This window comes from Streptomyces sp. NPDC102514 (assembly GCF_055584525.1).
On record NZ_JBVJLW010000030.1, the window covers coordinates 42012 to 65043 of the forward strand.

At 69.9% G+C, this 23032-nt stretch carries 18 protein-coding genes; 7 read left to right on the forward strand and 11 right to left on the reverse strand.

The genetic code is table 11. The features are described from left to right. Positions 1-32 precede the first annotated feature (32 nt). A complete protein-coding gene (locus ACZ60E_RS42835) occupies positions 33-4310 on the reverse strand; it encodes a HAMP domain-containing protein (RefSeq protein WP_384816129.1) in 4278 nt (1425 codons plus the stop codon). A gap of 510 nt (positions 4311-4820) precedes the next feature. After that, entirely contained in the window at positions 4821-5699 is an 879-nt protein-coding gene (locus ACZ60E_RS42840) for an RNA polymerase sigma factor SigF (protein ID WP_384816132.1), read from the reverse strand. Positions 5700-6192: 493 nt separating this feature from the next. Here ACZ60E_RS42840 and ACZ60E_RS42845 point away from each other — a divergent pair, with 493 nt between their 5' ends. From ACZ60E_RS42845 to ACZ60E_RS42855, 3 genes are all read left to right on the forward strand, one after another. Beyond that, a complete protein-coding gene (locus ACZ60E_RS42845) occupies positions 6193-7056 on the forward strand; it encodes a SigB/SigF/SigG family RNA polymerase sigma factor (protein WP_384816143.1) in 864 nt (287 codons plus the stop codon). Then, a complete protein-coding gene (locus ACZ60E_RS42850) occupies positions 7053-7430 on the forward strand; it encodes a DUF5133 domain-containing protein (protein ID WP_469447717.1) in 378 nt (125 codons plus the stop codon). Before ACZ60E_RS42845 ends, ACZ60E_RS42850 begins: the two co-directional genes overlap by 4 nt. Positions 7431-7761: 331 nt before the next feature. Further along, positions 7762-8706 carry an anti-sigma factor RsbA family regulatory protein gene (locus tag ACZ60E_RS42855; protein WP_469447720.1) on the forward strand — a complete coding sequence of 315 codons (945 nt, stop codon included), beginning with the start codon at positions 7762-7764 and terminating at the stop codon, positions 8704-8706. Positions 8707-8805: 99 nt separating this feature from the next. Here ACZ60E_RS42855 and ACZ60E_RS42860 read toward each other — a convergent pair whose 3' ends face one another. Together ACZ60E_RS42860 and ACZ60E_RS42865 are read right to left on the reverse strand one after the other, a co-directional pair. Further along, the gene (locus ACZ60E_RS42860; protein ID WP_469447723.1) at positions 8806-9378 is read right to left on the reverse strand and encodes a Dps family protein; all 573 of its coding nucleotides are present in this window, start codon (positions 9376-9378) and stop codon (positions 8806-8808) included. Positions 9379-9453: 75 nt separating this feature from the next. Next, positions 9454-9621 (reverse strand): DUF5670 family protein, encoded by a 168-nt coding sequence (locus tag ACZ60E_RS42865; protein WP_384808304.1) that lies wholly within the window; start codon positions 9619-9621, stop codon positions 9454-9456. 275 nt (positions 9622-9896) lie between these two features. Here ACZ60E_RS42865 and ACZ60E_RS42870 point away from each other — a divergent pair, with 275 nt between their 5' ends. Both ACZ60E_RS42870 and ACZ60E_RS42875 read left to right on the forward strand, forming a co-directional pair. Then, positions 9897-10268 (forward strand): PRC-barrel domain containing protein, encoded by a 372-nt coding sequence (locus ACZ60E_RS42870; protein ID WP_384808302.1) that lies wholly within the window; start codon positions 9897-9899, stop codon positions 10266-10268. Positions 10269-10501: 233 nt separating this feature from the next. Beyond that, positions 10502-11068, forward strand: a complete 567-nt coding sequence (locus tag ACZ60E_RS42875; RefSeq protein WP_469447728.1) for an ATP-binding protein — start codon at positions 10502-10504, stop codon at positions 11066-11068. 84 nt (positions 11069-11152) lie between these two features. On the opposite strand, the gene ACZ60E_RS42880 is transcribed toward ACZ60E_RS42875, so the two are convergent. Further along, positions 11153-11587 (reverse strand): ATP-binding protein, encoded by a 435-nt coding sequence (locus tag ACZ60E_RS42880; protein ID WP_453790736.1) that lies wholly within the window; start codon positions 11585-11587, stop codon positions 11153-11155. A gap of 287 nt (positions 11588-11874) precedes the next feature. On the opposite strand from ACZ60E_RS42880, the gene ACZ60E_RS42885 reads away from it, so the two are divergent. Continuing rightward, positions 11875-12051, forward strand: coding sequence for a hypothetical protein (locus tag ACZ60E_RS42885; protein WP_210893339.1), 177 nt, complete (start codon positions 11875-11877; stop codon positions 12049-12051). Between the two features lie 123 nt (positions 12052-12174). Here ACZ60E_RS42885 and ACZ60E_RS42890 read toward each other — a convergent pair whose 3' ends face one another. The 6 genes from ACZ60E_RS42890 to ACZ60E_RS42915 all read right to left on the reverse strand — a co-directional run bounded on the left by ACZ60E_RS42890 (position 12175) and on the right by ACZ60E_RS42915 (position 21554). Further along, on the reverse strand, positions 12175-13917 hold the full coding sequence (locus ACZ60E_RS42890) for a dolichyl-phosphate-mannose--protein mannosyltransferase (RefSeq protein ID WP_469447733.1): 1743 nt from the start codon (positions 13915-13917) through the stop codon (positions 12175-12177). A gap of 40 nt (positions 13918-13957) precedes the next feature. Then, a complete protein-coding gene (locus ACZ60E_RS42895) occupies positions 13958-16012 on the reverse strand; it encodes a glycoside hydrolase (protein ID WP_469447736.1) in 2055 nt (684 codons plus the stop codon). An 86-nt stretch (positions 16013-16098) separates the two neighbouring features. Next, positions 16099-18141, reverse strand: a complete 2043-nt coding sequence (locus tag ACZ60E_RS42900) for a beta-galactosidase (protein WP_469447737.1) — start codon at positions 18139-18141, stop codon at positions 16099-16101. Positions 18142-18240: 99 nt separating this feature from the next. Beyond that, positions 18241-19581, reverse strand: coding sequence for an ABC transporter substrate-binding protein (locus ACZ60E_RS42905; protein WP_384808291.1), 1341 nt, complete (start codon positions 19579-19581; stop codon positions 18241-18243). A 74-nt stretch (positions 19582-19655) separates the two neighbouring features. Continuing rightward, entirely contained in the window at positions 19656-20612 is a 957-nt protein-coding gene (locus tag ACZ60E_RS42910; protein WP_384808313.1) for a carbohydrate ABC transporter permease, read from the reverse strand. 15 nt (positions 20613-20627) lie between these two features. Beyond that, a complete protein-coding gene (locus tag ACZ60E_RS42915) occupies positions 20628-21554 on the reverse strand; it encodes a carbohydrate ABC transporter permease (protein ID WP_384808289.1) in 927 nt (308 codons plus the stop codon). Between the two features lie 196 nt (positions 21555-21750). Here ACZ60E_RS42915 and ACZ60E_RS42920 point away from each other — a divergent pair, with 196 nt between their 5' ends. Further along, the gene (locus tag ACZ60E_RS42920) at positions 21751-22830 is read left to right on the forward strand and encodes a LacI family DNA-binding transcriptional regulator (RefSeq protein WP_384808287.1); all 1080 of its coding nucleotides are present in this window, start codon (positions 21751-21753) and stop codon (positions 22828-22830) included. The last annotated feature ends 202 nt before the right edge of the window (positions 22831-23032 follow it).

The window sequence follows — 23032 nt, forward strand, 5'->3', positions numbered from 1 at the left end:
GCCGGTGCGCGCACACGGCCGGGCGCGGTCGCTCACGCAGGCAGCCAACGGCGGACGCAGGCGATGAGGTCCTCGGTGTCGACCGGCTTGGTGACGTAGTCACTGGCTCCGGAAGCGAGTGACTTCTCGCGGTCGCCGGGCATCGCCTTCGCCGTGACGGCGATGATGGGAAGCCCCGCGTACCGGGGCATCTTGCGGATCTCGGCCGTGGCGGCGTAGCCGTCCATCTCCGGCATCATCACGTCCATCAGGACGAGGGCGATGTCGGGGTGGTTGACCAGCGTCTCGATGCCTTTGCGGCCGTTGTCCGCGTGCAGGACGTGGAATCCCTGGAGTTCGAGGATCCCGCTCAGCGCGAAGAGGTTGCGCGCGTCGTCGTCGACCACCAGGACCGTCCGGCCGAGGAAGGCGTCCTCGATCGCCCGGGGCGAGCTGGACTGCGGCTCCTCCGCGCGGGCCAGGGACGGCACGTCCCCCAGCTCCTCGGCGGAGAGGTGGAGGGCGATGCGCTCCCGCAGTTCGTCGAGACTCGACAGGAACTCCAGGGCACGGGTGCCGGAGCGGGCCTGGAGTTCCTGCTCCTGCGCCAGGTCCGCGCGGTGGCCGCTGTGGACGAGCACCGGCACGTTCGCGAGCGCCGAGTCGCCCTGCATCGCGTCCAGGAAGCGGGGCGCCTCACCGCCGGGCATGCCGAGTTCGAGAACGACGCAGTGGCAGGGGCCCGCGGCCAGCGCGCTCGCCGCCTCGTGCGCTCCGGAGGCGGTGATGACGTCGACCGTGCCGCGCGGGTCACCGGCGTCCTGGCCGCGGGTGACGTCCGAGACCGCGCTCTCCGCGACAAGGGTCAGCAGTCCGCGCTGCCGCTCCTCGACGACGAGCAGCCGGCGCCGCTGGCGCTTGGCCGGCGTCACCGGGCCCGGGACCGGCGCGTCGGCCGCCGCTTCCCCGGAAGCGGACGCGCCCGGCGGCAGCTCCAGGGCGCGGTCGCCGATGACCAGGTTCTCGTAGTCGGGGCGTGCCACGGGCAGGAACAGCGTGAACGTACTGCCCTGGCCCGGCGTGCTGTCCACGGTGACGGCGCCGCCCAGCAGATGGGCGATCTCGCGGGTGATGGACAGGCCGAGACCGGTGCCACCGTATTTGCGGCTCGTGGTGCCGTCCGCCTGCTGGAAGGCGCCGAAGATCGTCTCCAGATGCTGCTCGGGGATACCGATCCCCGTGTCCTGCACCCGGAAGGCGACGATGGTGCCGCCGCGGAACACCCCGGTGGGCACCTCGTGGTCGGCCGCCGGTTCGATCCGCAGCTCGACACCGCCGTGCTCGGTGAACTTGACCGCGTTCGACAGCAGGTTGCGCAGGACCTGGCGCAGCCGGGAGTCGTCGGTGAGCAGATCGGCGGGTGCGCCGGGCGCGGTACGCACGGTGAAGTCGAGGCTCTTCTGGGTCGTCATCGGCCGGAAGGTCGCCTCGACGTACTCCAGGAGCTGGCGCAGCGGCACGACCTCGGGGCTGACGTCCATCTTCCCGGCCTCGACCTTCGACAGGTCGAGGATGTCGTTGATCAGCTGGAGCAGGTCGGAGCCCGCCGAGTGGATGATGCCCGCGTACTCGACCTGCTTCGGCGTGAGGTTGCGGGAGGGGTTCTGTGCCAGCAACTGGGCGAGGATCAGGAGGCTGTTGAGCGGGGTCCGCAGTTCGTGGCTCATGTTCGCCAGGAACTCCGACTTGTACTTGGAGGCCAGCGACAGCTGCTGCGCCCGGGTCTCCAGCTCCTGGCGCGCCTGCTCGATCTGCAGGTTCTTCGCCTCGATGTCGCTGTTCTGCGCGGCCAGCAGGGAGGCCTTGTCCTCCAGCTCCTCGTTCGAGCGCTGCAGCTCGTCCTGCTGGACCTGCAACTCCTCGGAGCGGGCCTGCAGTTCGGCGGTCAGCCGCTGGGACTCGTCGAGCAGTTCGTCGGTACGGGCGTTGGCCACGATGGTGTTGACGTTGACGCCGATGGTCTCCATCAGCTGTCCCAGGAAGTCCAGGTGGATCTGGGTGAAGCGGGTGACCGAGGCCAGTTCGATGACTCCGAGCACCTGGTCCTCGACCATGATGGGCAGCACCACCAGGGCGGTCGGCACCGTCCGGCCGAGCCCCGAGGAGATCGACACGTAGTTCGGCGGCAGCTCGTCGACGGTGATGGCGCGTCGGCTGCGCGCGGCCTGGCCGACCAGCGAGCGGCCGAAGGGGATGCGGTCGGGCCGGTCGTCCTCGTCGGGATATCCGTACGAGCCGACGAGCCGCAGTTCGCTGCCGTTCCCGGTCTCCTCCGCGAGGTAGAACGCGCCGTACTGGGCGGAGGCGAGGGGCGCGAGCTCGTCCATGATGAGCTCGGCCACCACGGACAGGTCCCGGTGGCCCTGCATGAGGCCGGAGGCCCGCGCCAGGTTGGTCTTGAGCCAGTCCTGCTCCTGGTTGGCCCGTGTGGTCTCGCGCAGGGACTCCACCATGGAGTTGATGTTGTCCTTGAGCTCGGCGACCTCGCCCGAGGCCTCGACGGTGATCGAGCGGGTCAGATCGCCCTCGGCGACGGCACTGGTGACCTCGGCGATCGCGCGGACCTGCCGGGTCAGGTTGCCCGCGAGTTCGTTGACGTTCTCCGTCAGGCGCTTCCAGGTGCCGGACACGCCCTCCACCTCGGCCTGGCCGCCGAGGCGTCCCTCGCTGCCGACCTCGCGGGCGACGCGTGTGACCTCCGCGGCGAACGCGGAGAGCTGGTCGACCATCGTGTTGATGGTGGTCTTGAGTTCGAGGATCTCGCCGCGGGCGTCGACGTCGATCTTCTTGGACAGGTCGCCCTTGGCCACCGCCGTCGTCACCAGGGCGATGTTGCGCACCTGGCCGGTGAGGTTGTTGGCCATCGAGTTGACGTTGTCGGTGAGGTCCTTCCAGGTGCCCGCCACGTTCGGCACCTGGGCCTGGCCGCCGAGGCGTCCCTCGGTGCCGACCTCGCGGGCGACGCGGGTGACCTCGTCGGCGAACGCGGACAGCGTGTCGACCATCGTGTTGATGACGTCCGCCAGGGCGGCGACCTCGCCCTTGGCCTCGACGGTGATCTTCTGGCTGAGGTCGCCGCGGGCGACGGCCGTGGCGACCTGGGCGATCGAGCGGACCTGGCCCGTCAGGTTCGACGCCATCACGTTGACGTTGTCGGTGAGGTCCTTCCAGGTTCCCGAGACCCCGCGGACGGTGGCCTGTCCGCCCAGGTTGCCCGCGGTGCCCACCTCGCGGGCGACGCGGGTGACCTCGTCGGCGAAGGCGGACAACTGGTCCACCATCGTGTTGAGGGTCTCCTTCAGGGCGAGGATCTCGCCGCGGGCGTCCACGGTGATCTTCTGGGACAGGTCGCCCCTGGCCACCGCGGTCGCCACCTGGGCGACGTTGCGGACCTGCGCGGTGAGGTTGCCCGCCATGAAGTTCACCGAGTCGGTGAGGTCGCGCCAGGTGCCCTTGACGCCCTTGACGTCCGCCTGGCCGCCGAGCCGTCCCTCGGTGCCGACCTCGCGGGCGACGCGGGTGACCTCGTCGGCGAACGCGGACAGCTGGTCGACCATGATGTTGATGGTGTTCTTGAGTTCGAGGATCTCGCCGCGGGCGTCCACGGTGATCTTCTGGGACAGGTCGCCCCTGGCCACCGCCGTCGTCACCTGGGCGACGTTGCGGACCTGCGCGGTGAGGTTGCCCGCCATCAGGTTGACCGAGTCGGTGAGGTCGCGCCAGACACCGCCGACGCCGGGCACCTGGGCCTGGCCGCCGAGGCGTCCCTCGCTGCCGACCTCGCGGGCCACGCGGGTGACCTCGTCGGCGAACGCGGACAGCTGGTCGACCATCGTGTTGACGGTCTCCTTGAGCTGAAGGATCTCGCCCCGCGCCGGCACGTCGATCTTCTGCGACAGGTCGCCCTTGGCCACCGCGGTGGCCACCTGGGCGATGTCACGCACCTGGGTGGTGAGGTTGCCCGACATCGCGTTGACCGAGTCGGTGAGATCGGCCCAGGTCCCGGAGACGCCCGGCACCTCCGCCTGGCCGCCGAGGGTGCCTTCGGTGCCGACCTCGCGCGCGACGCGGGTGACCTCGGACGTGAACACGGACAGCTGGTCGACCATGCCGTTGAAGACGGTGGCGATGTCGCCCAGAAGGCCGTCCCCGTCGTCCGGCAGACGGGTCCCGAAGTCGCCGTCCCGTACGGCCGTGAGCCCGGCCAGCAGCTGTCGCAGCTCCTGGTCGCCCGGCGTGCGGTCGACTGTTTCGGTCGTCTGGCTGGTCATGCGCACCCTCGTTCCATGCCTCTTGGGTCCCTGTGCAACCAGTGCGAAAGGGACTCGGAACAACAGGCCCACTGCCGGACCACATCCTCGACGGACATCCTGTTGCACGGGACCGCCCGACGAGGAAATACGCCGCAGGCTAACCCGTAAGTGAGGTTGTGAACAAAGTGTGGTGCCAAAATCGCCAAGCCGAGGACAAGGCGGCACCAAGGCGGGGACAAGCCGAGGCCAGAGGGGTGTCCGGGAGGCGTGAGGGCGCTGTGGCGAGGGTGACGCGGGAACCCTGATCCGACGGATCGCCGGCGTCGGCCGGCGGGCTTCCCGACCGGGCGGGTCTCATGATCGGCGGGGCTCACCCGGTGGCCCCGCGACCGGCCCGGTGGCCCCGCGACCGGTCGGCCGCACGACAGAGCCCGCCGTCACGGTCCGGCGAGCGGGGGCTCGTGGGAACCGCGGCGGCGGGCTCTGTCACCGGCGGGGGGATGCCGGTCAGGGGTGGACTTGGGGGCGTCAGGCCACCGACGGGTCGAGCAGCCCGGCGCGGAGCCGCTTGATGATGCGGCTGATCAGGCGCGACACGTGCATCTGGGAGATACCGAGCAGTTCGCCGATCTCGGCCTGGGTGCGCTCCTCGACGAACCGCAGGTGGATGATGCGGCGCTCACGCTCGTCGAGCTGGGCGACCAGCGGCGCCAGCGAGTGCAGGTCCTCCACCAGTTCGAGCGACCGGTCGTCCTCGCCGATGAAGTCCGCCAGGACGGACTCGCCGTGCGAGCCGCTGTCGGAGGTCAGCGCCGCGTCGAGCGACGAGGAGTTGTAGCAGTTCGCCGCCTTGCGGGCCTCGATGACCTCCGCCTCGGGCAGCGACATGAGGTGGGACAGCTCGGCGGTCGTGGGGGCACGGCCCAGCCGGGTCCGCAGTTCCTCCGTGGCCTTCGCCAGCTCGACCCGGGCCTCCTGCAGACGCCGCGGCACATGGACGGCCCAGCTGGTGTCACGGAAGAAGCGCTTGATCTCGCCGACGATGTAGGGAACGGCGAAGGAGGTGAACTCCACCTCGCGCGACAGCTCGAACCGGTCGATGGCCTTGATCAGCCCGATGGTGCCGACCTGGACGATGTCCTCCATCGAGTCGCCCCGGCCGCGGAACCTGGAGGCCGCGTACCGGACGAGGGAGAGGTTCATCTCGATCAGGGTGTTGCGGGCGTACTGGTAGTCCTGGGTGCCTTCCTCCAGGACGGCCAGACGGTCGAAGAACTGCCGCGACAGCTCCCGGGCGTCCTTCGGCCTGACGCGCGACGGGTCCTCGATGAGAGGAAGTTCCGCCTCGTGCGTCGTCCGGGTCCCCTGCGCCGTGGCCGTTGCCCCGCCTGCCGTCACGGCTGCCATGCCGCCCACCCCACTCACCGTCGCTGTTGATGACATACGCCGTGTGCCCTGCTTCTCGCGGCTCATGCCACCCCATGTGGAAAGAGATCAGGACCGCCGAGGATCTGGCCAGAAGTCGACGCTCCGACGTGGTCGGTCCTCGTCGGAGAACTCTCGCACGGGTCGGCCTTCGACGGTACATACGGGTGGGCCGTGGGCCGTCCCGTGTGCGGAACGGCGTTTCCCACGGCACGGTGACGGGCCCTCACGGCACCGTCGATTTCGAGACCCGGTGTTTTTTCCCCGCAAGCAGGGGCAAGCGGAATTTCGTGCTTCGGACCGGAGGCACGCCCGCAGGAACGGCTGAGCCGACTGCGGTGGCCCTCCGGCATCCCCGGAAGTCATCGTCCCTGCGGCAATCCCTCGCACGCCACCTGTTCAGGAGCGAATCCGCATGAGCATCGACTTGTCGATAAACAGCCCGGAGGAGTCCGTACCTGCCGAGGCGCGGTCCATGTCCACAGCGGCGACCACCGCGTCGGGTCCCTCGGCCCGGACCGCTGCCGCGAGGCACCCGCACGACGACGCTCCTGACTCGGCGACCGACTTCGCCCGGCTGGCCGCCCTGGAGGAGGGACCCGAGCGGGACGCGGTGCGCGACGAGTTGGCGAAGGCCTGGCTGCCCATGGCCCACCGCATCGCCGGCCGGTTCCGCGACCGGGGCGAGAACATAGAGGACCTGCGCCAGGTCGCGGCCGTCGGCCTGGTGAAGGCGATCGACCGGTTCGACCCCTCCCGCGGGGCCTTCGAGAGTTACGCGGTGCCCACCATCACCGGTGAGGTGAAGCGGCACTTCCGGGACCGCATGTGGGCACTGAGGGTGCCGCGCCGGGTCCAGGAGCTGCGCAACAAGGTGCGGGTCGCCCGGCGCGATCTCACGATGAACCCCGGTGCCCCCGAGCCGACGACGGCCGAGATCGCGGCGCACGCCGGGCTGACGGAGGACGAGGTCGGCGCGGGGATGGAGGCGATGGAGAGCTTCAGCACCCTGTCCCTGGACGCCGAACTGTCGTCCGCCGACGACAACTACAGCCTCGCGGACACCCTGGGCGATCTCGACTCCTCGTACGACATGGTCGTCGACCGCGAGGCCGCTAAGGAAGGACTGCGGCGGCTGCCGGAGCGCGAGCGGAACATCCTGTACATGCGCTTCTTCGAGGACATGACGCAGAACCGCATAGCCGACCAGCTCGGCATCTCCCAGATGCACGTCTCACGGCTCATCACCCGCAGCTGCGCACGGGTGCGGGACGAGGCGTTGGGCGCCCAGGCCCGCCCCGGCCGCGGGAACGCCGACGGCAGGACGGGAGCCGCGTGACGCGGCACGACGGCCACGGCGACGGACGCGGCGCCCTGCCCGGCAGTCCCGAACCCGCGGTGGACCCGAGACCGGGTGATCAGGGAGCGAACCGGATGCTGATGCCCGATCCCGCGACCCTGCGCAGACTCGTGGGGGAGTACGAGGCACTCGTGGCGCAGCAGGCCGGGAGCGGCGCGGTGAAGGCGGACCGGCGGGCGCAGGACCTCGCCTACACCCTCTGCGTCTCGACCGGCACCCGTGAGGTGAACCTGGCGCTGAAGAAAGCGCGCAGCCACATCGCCGCCGCGCAGGGACCCGTGGCGCCGACGCCCCTGCGGCCCACCGGGCCCGGGGCCACCGAGACCCATGACACGGGCGAGGCCGTCGCGTAGCGCCTCTTCTTCGGGCCGGTCGCACACGGGTGCGGCCGGCCCGCCCTGTGCCCGGGGAACACCCGAGTGACGAGGGAACGTCCGTGCGACGGCGTAGGGTGGGCCCCGGGGTGAGACCGGTGGACCTGAGGGACAGCACGGACAGCTCGTCGTCGATGCGACCGTCGGACGACGGCCGACCGAGGCGAACCGTCCGGCCGACGCGAACCGTCCGGCCGACGCGAACCGTCCGGCAGGCAGCACACCCGGCGCTCGCCGCCCACCCCGTCCGGACCCCGCGGCCGAGCCGCCGGAAGGACCGGGCCGCCCTGCCCCCGACAGGAGCGCCGACGTGACGACGACGGCCACCGAGCCGACGACCGGCGCGCCCTTCGGGCACCCCGCGCTCTTCTACCGCGACGACCAGGAGTACCTGGCGGGCACGGTTCCCTTCATCCGGGAAGGGCTCGCGGCCAAGGAGCCCGTGGCGGTGGCCGCCCCCGCCGCGCGGCTCGAACTGATCACGGCGGCACTGGGCCCGGCGGCGGAAACCGTGCACCTCGTCGACATGACCCTGGCCGGCCGCAACCCCGGCCGGATCATCCCCTCGGTCCTGCGAGCCTTCACCGACGCCCGGCCGGGCGTCCGCGTCCGTATCATCGGCGAGCCGGTCTGGCCCGGCCGCACCCCCGTGGAGTACCCCGCCTGCATCCAGCACGAGGCCCTCATCAACGAGGCGTTCAGCGGCCGGGAAGTCACCATCCTCTGCCCGTACGACGCCCGGTCCCTGCCGCAGGACGTGCTCGACGACGCCCACGCCACCCACCCCGTCCTCATCACCGGCGGACGTGAGTGGCCCAGCGAGACGTACGACCCCGAAAAGGTGCTCGCCCGCTGCAACGAACCGCTGTCCCCGAGGCCCGGCGCGGCGACCTTCCGCTACGACGCGGAAGCGCTGCCCGCCGCCCGTGACTTCGCACTCGCTCAGGCGCGGAAGCGGGGGATGAGCGCGGACCGGCTGCAGGATCTGGCCCTGGTCGTCGCCGAGCTGACCACGAACAGCGTGGTGCACGCGGGTGGCACGGGGACGCTCCGCCTGTGGACGGAGAACGAGCAGATCGTCTGCCAGGTACAGGACTTCGGCCGGCTGGCCGACCCGCTCGCGGGCCGTCGTCCCGCGCACCCCGGCCAGATCGGCGGTCGGGGCCTCCTGCTCGTGCACTACCTCTCGGACCTGGTGCGCCTGCACACCGACGACACCGGCACCACGATCCGCAGCTACGTCTCACGCGCCTGAAGCACGGGCAAGCATCCCAAGCACGCGCAAGCATGCGAAGGGGCCCGGATCCGCAACGGATCCGGGCCCCTTCGCATGCTTGCGCGTCAGCCGGCCCCGCTATCGGGGCCCGTCCTCGTGCGCCGAGCGCGCGGCCTCGGTCTCGGTGCGGGCGCCCGCCGTGGCGAGGTCACCACCGGAGCTTTCGAGGTGCGCGCGCACGAACCACTGGAACTGTTCGAGGGAGCGCAGCTGCTCGATGAGCAGGTCCTCCGTCACCGGGTCGAACTTGCCGACCTCGGCCAGCGCCGCGCGATGGCTCTCGACGATGCCCGTGTAGACCAGGTCGAGGGCGCCGAGATGGGCGATCGCGTCCGCGCGCCCGACGTCGTAGTCGTCCCAGGTCCGCTCGGCGACGAGGGCGCCGGGTGTCCCCAGGGGCACCCCGCCCAGCGCCGAGACCCGCTCGGCGGTGTCGTCGGCCATGACCCGGACCCGGTCGACCTGCGGATCGAGCATTTCGTGAATGGCGATGAAATGCGGGCCGACCACATTCCAGTGAATGTGCTTCAGTGTGAGCGAGAGGTCATTGAGTGCGTGCAGCCGCAGCCGGAGCAGTTCGATAACCCTCCCGCCGTCCTGGACGCTGAGTCCGGGGACGGTGTACTTGGGCTCTGTTCGAGACGACGTCATTCCTCATTCCTCCCTGGGAATTCATGGTGCGGGGTGGTGGGTGCGACAGCCGGAGCCCGAAGGCTCACGGCCCTCCTACCAGCGGTACCAGCGTCCACGGCGGCCACCGGAAGTGGGCCGCACGACGAAACCGAGCAGCCAGACGACCAGCACGATGACCGCGATCCACCACAGCGCCTTGAGCGCGAAACCCGCACCGAAAAGAAGAAGGGCGAGCAGAAGAACAAGAATGATGGGAACCATTGTTATCAACCTCCAGGACTTCTGGTTCCCTGCTTTCCCGGGGGTACGCCTGCTCTTTTCGAAGGCGGCACGCTTTTCCTTGTGCAGGCCTTCGCACGGACGTTCGCGGATCCGTGCGGCGGACGGCAGGTGCGGGCCCGATCCGGCCGCTGGGCGGAAACCGCTGGGAATGGGGTCGGGGCAGCAGGGTATTGGCTGCCCCAGGAGGACGGCGGCCGGCGCACACCGGCCGCAGTGCTCCGTTCGCAACTCGACCATGGGAAGGAAGCAGCGACGTGACCACCGACAGAATCTGGTCGTACACACCGGCCAGCGGATACGCGGAGGGACTGCTGCTCACGGGGTTCACGGTCGCCGCGTCCGACGGGACCTTCGGGCACGTGGACCGGCAGGTGGACGAATCCGGGATGCGGCATCTGATCGTCGACACCGGCGGCTGGTTGTTCGGCAGAAGCGTCCTGGTCCCCGTGGGCCTGGTCACCTCCATCGACCCGGAGGCCCAGGAGATCAAGGTGGCGTGCACCGAGGACGAGATCAGGGCCGCGCCCCGGTTCACGACCGACCGCGAGACGCTGGACCCCGAATATCTCGCCGGTGTCGGCCACTACTACCGGAGCCTGCCCCCACGGCAGGCGACCACGACCTGAGCCGGCGCCACGCGTCCGCTGCAATGGATGGGGATTCAGCGGGAAGGCGGACCCCGTAGGGGCGCGGAGCGAGGAGACAGCCATGACGCCGATCACGACCGCGTAGCCACTCGTCCCCGCGACGAGGCGCAGGTGATGGCGATGCCGGGGACGGTGACCGGTCCGTGAAGCCGCTCGACGGCTCCGGGCCGGCACCGGGCATCGAAGAACCGGAGTGCAGGGACACGACGCATATGGACCGAACCGACACGACCGCCATCGCGGCCGGGGCCAGTCCGCCCGAAGCGATGACATGGGCCCCGGCCCCGGCCGGCGCACCGGCCACGACCGCACCGGCCACGACCGCACCGGCCACGACCGCGGCGGTGACCACGACCGCGGCGACGGCCCCGGCTCCCGCTCCGGCCCCCAGTACGGCCCCCATCACAACCGCCGCGATGGCCCGCGCGTACGCCCGGAGCGTGGTGCTCGAACAGTGGAACAACGCCGACCGCACGGCGACGGAGGCGGCGCTCATCGATCTCTCGCTGGTCGTCTCGGAGCTGGCCGCGAACGCCGTCCGGCACGGGGGAGGGCTGGCCGGTTTCGAGGTGACGCCCACACGTCAGGGCGTACGGCTGGCCGTGCACGACAACAGTGACGTCGTCCCGGCCGCCGCGTTCGGCCCGGGAAGCCTGCCGACGCAGCACCACGGCAACGGTTACGGCTGGCCGGTCATCATCCGGCTGGCGTGTGACATCGCCGTCGATCTGCGGCCGGGCGGCGGCAAGACCGTCAGCGTGCTCGTCCCGCTCGTCTGACGGACGCGGACGGCACCGGCACACCGACGGCCCCGGACGATTCCGGTCCGAGGACGTCCTGGGACGGATGCCGAGCGGCGGTCCTCACCACGGCAGGAACACGTGGATGTCCTTGCCCTTGTCGGTCACCACCACGCTCACCTGGTCGCACAGCGTGTGGATCAGATGCCACCCGACACCGCCGTCACCCCGGCCGGGATGGAACGGGCGCGGCGCGGGCGGTGTGGTGCTGGTGTCGCGCATGGTCACGTGCACGCCGTCGAACGTACGCCGCAGCCGCAGCTCGAAGGGGCCCGGCGCGTACTGCACCACATTGGCCGCCAGCTCCGTGACGACCAGCAGGATGTCGTCCCAGTGCTCGGGTGCGGCCGGTGGCGCGACGCGCGTGAGCGCAAGGAGGAACTCCTCCGCGGCGAGTCGCGCGCCCGTCACATTGGGCAGCTCGCCCGGGAAGGTGGTCGTCCGGGTGTACATCTCCTCAGAAGGCAGTTTGTCGTCCCAACGCGGCTCGGTCGCCATTGCGCCTTCCCCAGCCCGTTCCCCACAGGGCTGTGCTGATCCTGTGCTTCCACTGCTGCTGCTTCCCGAGGGCGAGGGGTCTACTCGTCCGGGTCCGGCGGGGATGGTGGGTGAACCGGAACGCAGTGGTCTCTGATGATTCCTGTGTGATCGGCGAGTACCACGATCGGACGGACTCATGGGTGCTTGTACGCCGCTGATTCCCGGGTCTGTTTCGGCAAGGTGGGGGCACAAGGAGGTCGGGGACGGGAGCCGCTCCCGTCCCGCAACCGGAAAGAGGAGAATCCGTGCTCGGCATAGCAGCTGCAGTCCTGTTCTTCATCGCGTTCCTGATCAACGCCGCGGACATCGCGACCAATGACACTTTCACCTCGACGAACGTGATGCTCATCGGTCTGACGGTGCTGGCGCTCCACGTCGCCGGGGTCGGCACCGGGTGGGGGAGCAGGAGCCGCAGGCGGTGAGGTGCGAGTCACCGCCAAGGCTCGCACACAGCATGAGAACGGACCGCATGGTGACCTCCTGTCGCCGTGCGGTCCGCGCGTCGTGGACCGCCTGAGCGCCTGAGCGCCTGAATGTTCGACCGGTCAGATCCAGGTGTCGAACCACATCCTGGAGTGCCAGTCGGAGTACGGGATCGTCGCACCCGTGTAGAGGGGGAAGAAGTAGACGAAGTTCCAGACGATCAGCAGCACCACGGCCCCCGCGGCGACCGTCCCCAGCGTGCGCCGTCTGCCGCCCGCCCCCGGCGGCCCCACGAGGGCGCCCGCCGCCATCGCGACCGCCAGGCACAGATACGGCACGAAGACGACCGCGTAGAAGGCGAAGATCGTACGGTCCTGGTACTGGAACCACGGCAGATGGCCGGCGGCCACCGCGCACAGGACGGCCCCCGCCCGCCAGTCGCGGCGCAGGGCCCACCGGAAGAGCAGATACAGCAGCGCGAGACACGCGGACCACCACAGCAGCGGGGTGCCCAGCGCGAGGACCGTCTGGGAACAGCCCGAGGCCGTGCGGCAGCCGTCCTGCACGAAGTCCGTCTCGTAGGAGTAGGCCACCGGACGGCCCTGCACGAGCCAGCTCCAGGGATTCGACTCGTACGGGTGCGGCGAGCTCAGCCCCACGTTGAAGTCGTAGACCCGGCTCTCGTAGTGCCACAGGCTGCGCAGGGAGGCCGGTATCCACGACCACGGGCCACCGCGGCCCTCCGCCCAGTGCCGTCCCCAGCCGCCGTCGGACAGGAACCAGCCGGTCCAGGTGGCGAGATAGCCGGCCACGGCCACCGGCACCACGGAGAGCACCGACCAGCCGGCGTCCTTGCGCAGAACGGCGAGGTACGGCCGGCAGGCCCCGGCGACGCGGCGTGCGCCGACGTCCCACAGCAGGGTCATGACCATGAAGAACGCCAGGAAGTAGAGGCCGTTCCACTTGCATGCGGCGGCGAGGCCGAGGAGGAGCCCGGCCGCGACACGCCACGGCCGTACGCCCATGCCCATCCGCTGGGCCGTGTCCGCGTCGGGGCCCGCGAAGCCGTCCCCGTCGACGGGCAGACCCGCCGCGAGCCGGGCCCGCGCCCGGTCCCGGTCGATGAGCAGGGCCCCGAACGCCGCCAGTACGAAGAACATGACGACGAGGTCGAGCAGCGCCATGCGGCTCATCACGAAGTGCAGGCCGTCCAGGGCCATCAGCAGTCCGGCCAGACAGCCCAGCGTCGTCGAACGGAACAGCCTGCGGCCCGTCCGGCACAGCATCAGCACCGACAGCGTGCCGAGCAGCGCCACCATGAAGCGCCAGCCGAACGGATCGAGGCCGAACATCCACTCGCCGACGGCGATCACCCACTTGCCCAGCGGCGGATGCGCGACGAAGGCCCCGGCGTCGGAGAGCGGGATCACCTGGGGGTCCGCGAGGACCTTCGGGTCGGCGACCTTGCGGTCCGGCCAGGTGCCCTCGTAACCGAGCCGCAGCAGCGACCACGCGTCCTTGGCGTAGTACGTCTCGTCGAAGACGAGGCTCCGGGGTCGGCCCAGATGCCAGAAGCGGATCGCTCCCGCGAGGGCGGCCACCAGGAGCGGGCCCAGCCAGCCCATCGCCCTGGCGAGCCGGTGCGCCGCCACCGGGCCGAGACCGAGGGCTTCGCCGAAGCGGGTGCCCGGCTCCGGGAACGGCGGTACGAGGAGATCCCGGGTGTCGGTGCGCGGGAGCGCCACGAACCCGAAGCGGCGCAACCGCTCCGCCCAGGCGCCGGGTTCCGGCTTCACGGTCTTCGTACGCGCGTCGGCGTCGGAGCCGGCTGCGAAGCCCGGCTCCGACGCGGTGTCACTGGTCACCGGGTCATCGTAGGGAACGGGATCACGGACAACGCGGCCGCTAGGCGGCCGGGTTGGCCACCTCCGTGACTTTCCAGCGCTGGTTGGCGCCGGAGTTGGGTGTCCACAGCGTCACGGCCGCACCCTCGTTCGTGGCCTGGCCGCCGACTTCGAGGAGCCGCCCGGTGGCGGCGTTGACGAGGGTCCAGGTGCCGTCGCCGGTCGACGACATGATCCACTGGGTGGCCCTGTCGCGCGGGCCGGTGTCGGCCTCCAGCACCGGGGCGCCGTCACGGACGGCCAGCCGCTTGCCCTCCACCGGGTTGCTGAACACGTACCGCTGCCGGTTGCCGGTGTCGCCGGAGATCTGGCGCAGCTTCCACTGCTGACCGGGCGCGTCGGCCGTCGCGCTCCTGATGACGAGGCCCGTGCCGTTGTCGGCGACGGTGAGGGCCTTGCCGCTCTGGACGCCGGTCAGCTCGTAGGAGTGGCCCCTGCGCAGTTCGGCGGCGTCCTTTGCGACCCCCGAGACGCCCTTGACCAGGAAGGAGGTCACGGACTGGGCGGGCACGGTGACGGTGGCCCTGCGGTCGCTCACCTCGACGGCCCTGCGCTTCTCCAGCTTGCCGTCGGCGCTGGTCACCACGGGGGTGACGGTGGCGTTGCGGCCGACCTTGCCGAACTTGGAGAGGTCGACCGTGACCGTACGGGACTCGGTGGTGCTGTTGACGTGGACGACCGTCGCTCCGTCGCCCTTCTTGGAGACGGCGGCGGCGCTCGACGTGTCGTCCGTCTTGATCAGCCGGTCACCGGGCTTGATGTAGTGCGTGAAGTTGCGGGCCGTGTCGAACTTCGTGTTCGTGTAGATGGGGCACGACTTCAGGGTGTCCGCGGAGGTGCAGCCGAACGAGAGCTGGATGCTGCCCCAGTTGCCGCCCTTGGCGGACTCGCCGCCCGGCTTCATGTTGTCGTAGTCCTCGACGGGCTGCCAGAACACCCAGGCCTTGGGCTCCAGTTCGCGCAGATCGTCGACGATGCGCTGGGCGAGGCCCAGGCCCGGCCGCATGTCCGTGAAGCTCTGCCCGTCGCCCCAGTCGCCCTCGACCTCGCTCTGCCACAGCGGCTTGTCGGCCGCCTTCGCGAGGTCCCGTACGGTGGTGCGCTGGCCGGTGCCGTAGGTGTGGACGTTCAGCTGGCCGACCAGGTCCCGTACTTCCTGCGGGTAGGTGTTCCAGTTCGTCGCGAAGATGGACGGGTTGGTCTCGTCCATCGCCGAGATCTCCGCCTTGGCCTTCGCCTTCTTCAGCGCCGGGGCCAGGGCGGCGATCACCTTCTGCTGGAGCTCGGGGCCGATGTGCGCCCCTTCCTGACGGCCGCCGACGGGCTCGCCGTCGGCGCCCAGCCGGGTGCTCCAGTAGGTGGTGTTGGGCTCGTTGAACGGGTCGATCGTGTCGACCTTGATGCCCTCGGCCTTCTCAAGACGCCTGGTCGCGCCCGCGAGGTAGGCGGCGAAGTCGTCGACCGACTCCGTCCTGAGCTGGTCCTCGGCGGCGTTGAAGCCGCCCGAGACATAGCCGCTCTTCGTCATGAACCACGGCGGGGAGTTGCTGAACGTCTCCCAGTGGTCGATGTCGTCCTTGATCCGGTCGACCCACCAGCGCTGGGTGGCGTCGGCATCCTTGTTCCAGTCGGCCGGGTCGTCGGCGCTCCACCAGTCGGTGTCCTCCCGGGTGGTGCCCGCCGGAGCCTGCCACCAGCCCTCCACCGCACCGCCGGCCCGCAGATAGTCCTTGACGTCCGGGGCGTTGCCACCGCCGATGTTGTACCGGGCGATGTTCAGCGCCAGTCCGTCGTCCCCGAAGAGGAGCTTCGCGAGTCTCTCGCGTATCTCCTTCGGATAGCCGCCGGTCACGTTGGCGAACCAGACGAGGCTGGTGCCCCACCCCTCGAACTTCTGCTGCTCGTACGAGGGGTCGGGCCGGACGGTGACCGACGGGGTGTCCGCCGCCGGGGCCTGCGCGGTGGACGGGGGCGCCAGGGTGAGGGCGGCCCCGGTGGCCAGCGCGGTGAGTCCGGCGGCTCCGAGGAGACGTCTGCTGCGGGTACGGCGTGCCATCGTGTGCTCCCAACTGAGGTGTGGTCGCTGCGCGGTGGATTTCAAAGGTGCGGGGGAGGGGTGCGGGGAGGGCGGAGCGGGTGCGGTCAGGCGGTGGGCTGGTGCAGTACGGCGATGCCCCTCGGCCCCAGGACGAGACCGCCGCCGGTGCCGGTGCCGCCGACCAGGACCTCTCCGGCGAGACCCGTCAGGGTCACGTCGTCGTCGGTCCGGTTGACGAGGAACAGGAAGCGCCCGTCGGGACCGCGGCGCACGGTCTGCTCGACCGATCCCCGTGCTTCGGCGGGCAGTTCGCTCTCGACGCCGGCCGGGCCGAGCAGCGCGGGCAGCAGCCCGGCGAGCCCTTCGGCACCGAGCCGGGTGGAGACGTACGCGGCCGAGCCCTGGCCCACGGCACGGCGGGTGACGGCGGGCCGCCCGGCGTACGCGCCGCTGCGGTAGTGGGCCAGCACGTCGACCGAGGGGTCGGTGACGTCGATCCGGTCGGTCCACAGGGTGCCCGTGGCATCCCCGTCCAGCTCGACGGAGTCACCGTCGAGCAGCGGGCCGAACTCCTCGATGCGGATACCGAGCAGTTCACGCAGGGCGCCGGGGTGACCGCCGAGCCAGATGTGGTCGTTCTCGTCGACGACTCCGGAGAAGTACGTGGTGACGAGGTGGCCGCCGGCCTCCGCGTACCGCGTGAGCTCCTTGGCGAGCGGGGCCGGGACGACGTGCAGCACGGGGGTGATCAGGACGTCGTACCGCTCCAGGTCGGTCGTCGTGGTCACGACGTCGGCGCGGACACCGAGGGTGTGCAGCGCCGAGTACCAGTCCAGGGCCTCCTGGCGGTAGTCGAGGAGCGCGGAGGGGTGCGAGTCCTGCTCGCTCGCCCACCAGGACTCCCAGTCGTAGACGATGCCCACGCGGGCCGGTTCGCGCTCGGAGCCCGCGACCGGTGCCAGCGCCTTGAGGGTCTGCCCCAGTTCGACGACCGCGCGGAAGACCTCGCTGTCGGCACCGGCGTGCGGCACCATCGCGGAGTGGTACTTCTCGGCGCCCGCCGCCGACTGGCGCCACTGGAAGAAGCACACGGCGTCGGCGCCGTGCGCGACGTGCAGCAGCGAGTCGCGGGCCAGGTCGCCCGGCCGCTTGGCGACGTTGACGGGCTGCCAGTTGACCGCGCTGGTGGAGTGCTCCATCAGGAACCACGGCTGCCCGCCCGCTATCCCGCTGGTGAGGTTGGCGGAGAAGGACAGCTCGTCGCGGTCCTGCGGGCCCGGGTGGACGTAGTGGTCGTTGGAGACGAAGTCGATCTCGCCCGCCCAGTCGGGGTAGTTCATGCCCTTGGTGTTGCCCATCACCATGAAATTGGTGGTGACCGGCACACTCGGCGTGATCTCCCGCAGCACCTCCCGCTCCGCGATCAGGTACTCCTTCAGCGCGTCGGAGGAGAAGCGCTTGAAGTCGAGCTGCTGCGTGGGATTGGGGTGGGAGCCGGCCAGCCGGGGCGGCAGGATCTGCCCCCAGTCGCTGTACCGCTGTGACCAGAACGCCGTGCCCCAGGCGTGGTTGAGGGCGTCGAGGGTGGTGTAGCGGGCGCGCAGCCAGTCGCGGAAGGCGTGGGCCGCGTCGTCCGAGAAGTCGTAGATGTTGTGGCAGCCCAGCTCGTTCGAGACGTGCCAGGCGACCAGCGCCGGGTGGTTCGCGTAGCGCTCGGCCATCGTGCGGACCAGGCGCAGCGCGTGCTCGCGGAAGACGGGCGAGGTGGGACGCCAGTGCTGGCGCGCCCCCGGCCACACCGTCTCGCCGGAGGCGGTCACCGGAAGGATCTCCGGGTGCGCGGTGGTGAGCCAGGGCGGCGGGGAGGCGGTCGCGGTGGCCAGGTCGACGCCGATGCCGCCCGCGTGCAGGAGGTCCATGACCTCGTCGAGCCAGGCGAAGTCCCACTGGTCCAGGTCCGGCTGGATGCGGGCCCAGGAGAAGATCCCCACGGAGACCAGGTTGACACCGGCCTCCTGCATCAGCCGGATGTCCTCCTCCCACACCTCGCGAGGCCACTGCTCGGGGTTGTAGTCGGCGCCGTACGCGAGTCGCGGGGTGCGGTCACCGTCCGGCCCGTCCAGCTGGGACAGGAGGGTGGAGATCATCGTGGTCCTTCCGGGGTTTCACTGGGTCCCGCCGTCGCGTTCCCGGCGGACGGGAACGCGACGGCAGGACCTGGGGGAGGCGTCGGGGGCTGGGCTCGTCTACTCGACGGTGAAGCCCTGCTCCTTGCCGTACTTGACGGAGGCGTCCTGCCAGGACTTCAGGCCGTCGGTGAGCTTGGTGTTGCCGACGTAGGCCTTGCCGACGGTGTCGTTGAAGATCGAGTTGGCGTACTGCTGGAAGGGCAGGTACGACCAGTCGTCGGCGACGTTGGCGGCGGAGTCCGCGAAGATCTCGTTGGCCTTCTGGCCGCCGAAGTACTCGAACTCGGTGTTGAGGAACGAGTCGGCCTGGAGTTCCGCGTTGGTCGCCGGGAAGGCGCCCTCCTTGACACGGCTCTGCACACCGGCGCCGGAGTTGGCGTACTCGACGAAGGCGTAGGCGAGTTCCTTGTTCTTGCCGAGCTCGGGCAGGGTCAGCGAGCTGCCGCCGTTCTCCGCGCTCGCCTTGTCGCCCTTGGTCCAGGCCGGCATGGGGGCCGCGCGCCAGTCACCGGCGGCGTTCGGGACGCCGGTGACGAAGTTGGCGGGCATCCAGGCACCGCTGGCGAGGGTGGCGATGGTGCCGTCGCCCAGGCCCTTGTACCAGTCGTCGGTCCAGCCGTTGATCGGTGCGACCAGCTTCTCGTCGATCAGCTTCTGCCAGGTGTCGGTGAACTTCTTGGCGCCCGCGTCGGAGAAGTCGACGCTCACCTTGGTGCCGTCGACCTTGTACGGTCGCGAACCGGCCTGCCACAGCATGCTGGTGGTGAAGCCCGCGTCGCCGGCGTCGTTGGCGATGTAGACCTTCGGGTCGGCCTTGTGCAGCTTGCGGGCCGCCTCGACGTACTCGTCCCAGGTGGTCGGCACCGCGATCTTGTACTTGTCGAAGACCTTCTTGTTGTAATACAGCGCCATGGGGCCCGAGTCCATGGGCAGGCCCCAGACCTTGTCACTGCCCTGGGTCACGGCGTTCCACGGGCCGGCGGTGTACTTGGACTTCAGCTTGTCGGCGCCGTAGGGGGCCAGGTCGCTGAGACCCTTGGTGAGGGCGTACTGCCCGAGCGCGAAGTACTCGACCTGCGCGACGTCCGGAACGCCCTTCTCGGCCGAGATGGCGTTCGACAGCGCGGTGTAGTGCTTGTCGCCCGACCGCTCGGCGACGAGGTTGATCTTGACCTTGGGGTACTTCTTCTGGAAGTCGGCGGCGACCGTCTTCAGCGTGGGCTCCCAGGCCCAGACCGTGACCGAGCCGCCCTTCTTGAGGGCCGCCTGGATGTCACCCGAGGACACCGGCTTCGAGCCGGAGCTGTCGTCGTCGGAGCCACCGCAGGCGGTCGCGCCCAGGGCGAGGACGGAGAGGACGGCGAGGCCGCGCATCAGGCGGCTGGTCGTTCTGCGCATGGAGATGCTTCCACTTCTTCGTGGGTGGGACAGGGTGAGGGTGGAGGTGGGGCTGAGGGGGGCCTGTGGGCGCGTCATTCCTTGACGCTTCCGGCGGCGAGGCCGGACTGCCAGTACTTCTGCAGCAGCAGGAACGCGGCGATCAGCGGCACGATGGTGAGCAGCGAACCGGTGATCACCAGGTTGAAGATCACGTCGCCGCCGATGGTCTGCGCCTGGTTGTTCCAGGCGTCCAGACCCAGGGTCAGCGGGTACCAGTCCGGGTCCTTCAGCATGATCAGCGGCAGGAAGTAGTTGTTCCAGGTCGCGACCGTGGTGAAGAGCAGGACGGTCACGATGCCGGGAGCGAGCAGCGGCAGGGCGACCGTGAAGAAGGTGCGCGCCTCGCCCGCCCCGTCGATGCGGGCGGCCTCCAGCAGTTCGACGGGGATCGCCTCGGTGGCGAAGACCCACATCAGATACAGACCGAAGGGCGAGACCAGCGAGGGGATGATGACCGCCCACGGGGTGTCGGTCAGTCCCATCTTGCTGAACATCAGGAAGGTCGGCACCGCGAGCGCGGTGCCCGGCACGGCGACGGCACCGATGACCACGGCGAACACACCGCGCTTGCCGGGGAAGTTGAACTTCGCCAGCGCGTAACCGCCGAGGATCGCCAGGAAGGTGGCACCGCCGGCCCCGAGCCCGACGTACAGCAGCGTGTTCAGCAGCCAGCGGACGAAGATGCCGTCGTGGTACGTGAACGTGTCGCGGATGTTGTCCCACAGGGCGAAGTCGTCGGCGAACCACAGTCCGGACGAGTCGGCGAGCCCTTCCTGGGTCTTGGTCGCGCTGATGACCAGCCAGATCAGGGGCACCACGGTGTAGACCAGGATCAGGCCGGTCAGCACGGTCAGCAGGACGCTGCGCTTCGGGCGCCCGGCGGAGTGCTCACGGCGCTTGCGCAGCCGGGGCACACCCTTGGTCGTACCGGTGGCCGGAACGGACGCGGACGGGGAGGCGGAGGTGGCGGAACTGCTCGTGCCGCTCATGCTGCTCATTGCTGGTCACGCTCCCTTGCGCATGCCGCGAAGCTGCACGACATAGGCGATGACCATGGTGATCAGCCCCATGATGATGGCGACCGCCGCGGAGTAGTTGTGCTGCTGGCCGTTGAAGGACAGCGAGTAGGTGTAGAAGTTCGGCGTGAAGTCGGTCGTGATGGCGTTGCGCGCCAGCGGCCGCAGGATGCTCGGCTCGTTGAAGAGCTGGAAGCTGCCGATGATCGAGAAGATCGTCGCGATCACGAGGGCGCCGCGGATGGCGGGGAGCTTGATGGCGGTGATGACCCGGAACTGTCCGGCGCCGTCGATCTCCGCGGCCTCGTACAGCGAGTTCGGGATGACCTTCAGCGCGGAGTAGAAGATCAGCATGTTGTAGCCGATGAACTCCCAGGTCACGATGTTGCCGATGGAGGCCAGCACCAGATCGCTGGAGAGCGGGTCGGGCAGGGTGACCCCGAACGCGCTGTTGATGTCACCCACCAGCCCGTACTTGGTGCCGTACATGAAACCCCACATGAGGGTGGCGACCACGGCGGGCACGGCGTACGGCAGGAAGATCGTGATGCGGAAGAAGTCCGTGCCGTAGAGACGGCCGCTGTCCAGCGCGAGGGCGATCAGCAGGCCGATGAAGAGCATGATCGGCACCTGGACGGCGAGGAAGAGCGAGACCCGTGCGAGCGAGTCCCAGAACCGTTCGTCCTGCAGCGCCTGCTGGTAGTTGTCGAAGCCGACGAACTGGGTGCCGCCGATCAACTGGTCCCGGAACAGGCTCAGATAGATCGAGTACGCGATCGGTGCCAGGAAGACGAGGGTGAACACGGCCACGAAGGGGCCGATGAAACCCCACCCCGTCCAGGAGCGGCGGTCACCTTGTGCCGGAGGCCGTGACTTGCGCGGCTTGGCGGCCGCCGGCGGTTGTAGCGTCGTCATGTCGTTCCTCGCTCGTCCCTCTCGCGAAAACCCGGCGTCCTGCGCCGATGATGTTTGCGTAAACACGAAGGCCCTCAAAGGCCCGTGGCCTGTTATGTTTACGTAAACATCTGATGGCGGCATGTCTACACTGCCCCGTTGACGGTGGTCAAGGGTCATTTGAGGAAACTACGGTTCGGAACGACGAGGGGGACGGGTGGACACAGCGGACAGCGCCTCGGCGAGCAGACCGCAGGCCGCGGCGCGCACCAGGAAACGGGCTTCCCGCCGGACGGCGAGCGCCTCGATGGCGGACGTGGCCCGGCTGGCGGGCGTCTCCTCGCAGACCGTCTCGCGTGTCTCCAACGGTTACGCGGGTGTGAACGAGGAGACGCGCCAGCAGGTGCTGGAGGCCATGCGCGAACTGGGCTACCGGCCCAACAGCGCCGCCCGCGCGCTCAAGCGTGGCGAGTTCCGCACCATAGGTGTGATCACTTTCGGCCTTTCCACCACCGGTAACGTCCGCACCCTGGAGGCGATCGCCACCTCCGCCGCGCACGAGGGCTACGCCGTGACGCTGCTGCCCGTCGCCGTGCCCACCCAGGACGAGGTGCGCGGCGCGTTCTCCCGGCTGGGGGAGCTGGCCGTCGACGCCGTCATCGTCATCCTGGAGGTCCACCTCCTCGACGCGGTGACGCTCTCCCTGCCGCCCCACATCAAGGTCGTGGTCGCGGACTCGGACGCCGGAGACCGGTACACCGTCGTCGACACCGACCAGGCGGGCGGCAGCAGGGACGCCGTGCGGTATCTGCTCGGCCTCGGCCATGAGACGGTCTGGCACCTGGCGGGCCCCGAGGAGTCCTTTGCGGCCCAGCGCAGGGCCGACGCCTGGCGCGCGGAACTCACCGGGGCGGGCCGCGCCACGCCCCCGCTGGTACGGGGCGACTGGTCGGCCGAGTCCGGCTACCGGGCCGGCCTCGAACTGGCCGAACAGCCGGACTGCACCGCGGTGTTCGCCGCCAACGACCAGATGGCGCTGGGCCTGCTGCGGGCACTGCATGAGCGCGGCCGGTACGTGCCCGACGACGTCAGCGTCATCGGCTTCGACGACATCCCCGAGGCCGGCTCCTTCCTGCCGCCCCTCACCACCGTCCACCAGGACTTCGCCGAGGTGGGGCGGCGCTGTGTCGAGGGTGTGCTGCGGCAGATGGGCCAGGACACCCCGGAGCACGGCACGACGCTGGTCCCGACCCGGCTCGTGGTGCGGGACAGCGTGGGGGCGCCGCGCTCGCGGTAGGCCGGGCACCTCTCGGGTGACGGACCGCCGTGAGGCCTCCACCGCTCTTCGTCGAGGAACTTCTTCGCCTCGTCCGGCGGCCCGCCGTCTAAGGGCTGTCCCGTAATTCCCGGTGGATCAGCGCGCGGCGTCAGATGCGGTGCATCGCAAGGCGCCGGGTCGCCCTCATACCGGGTGTATTCGGGCGATCCGGCAACGCCGC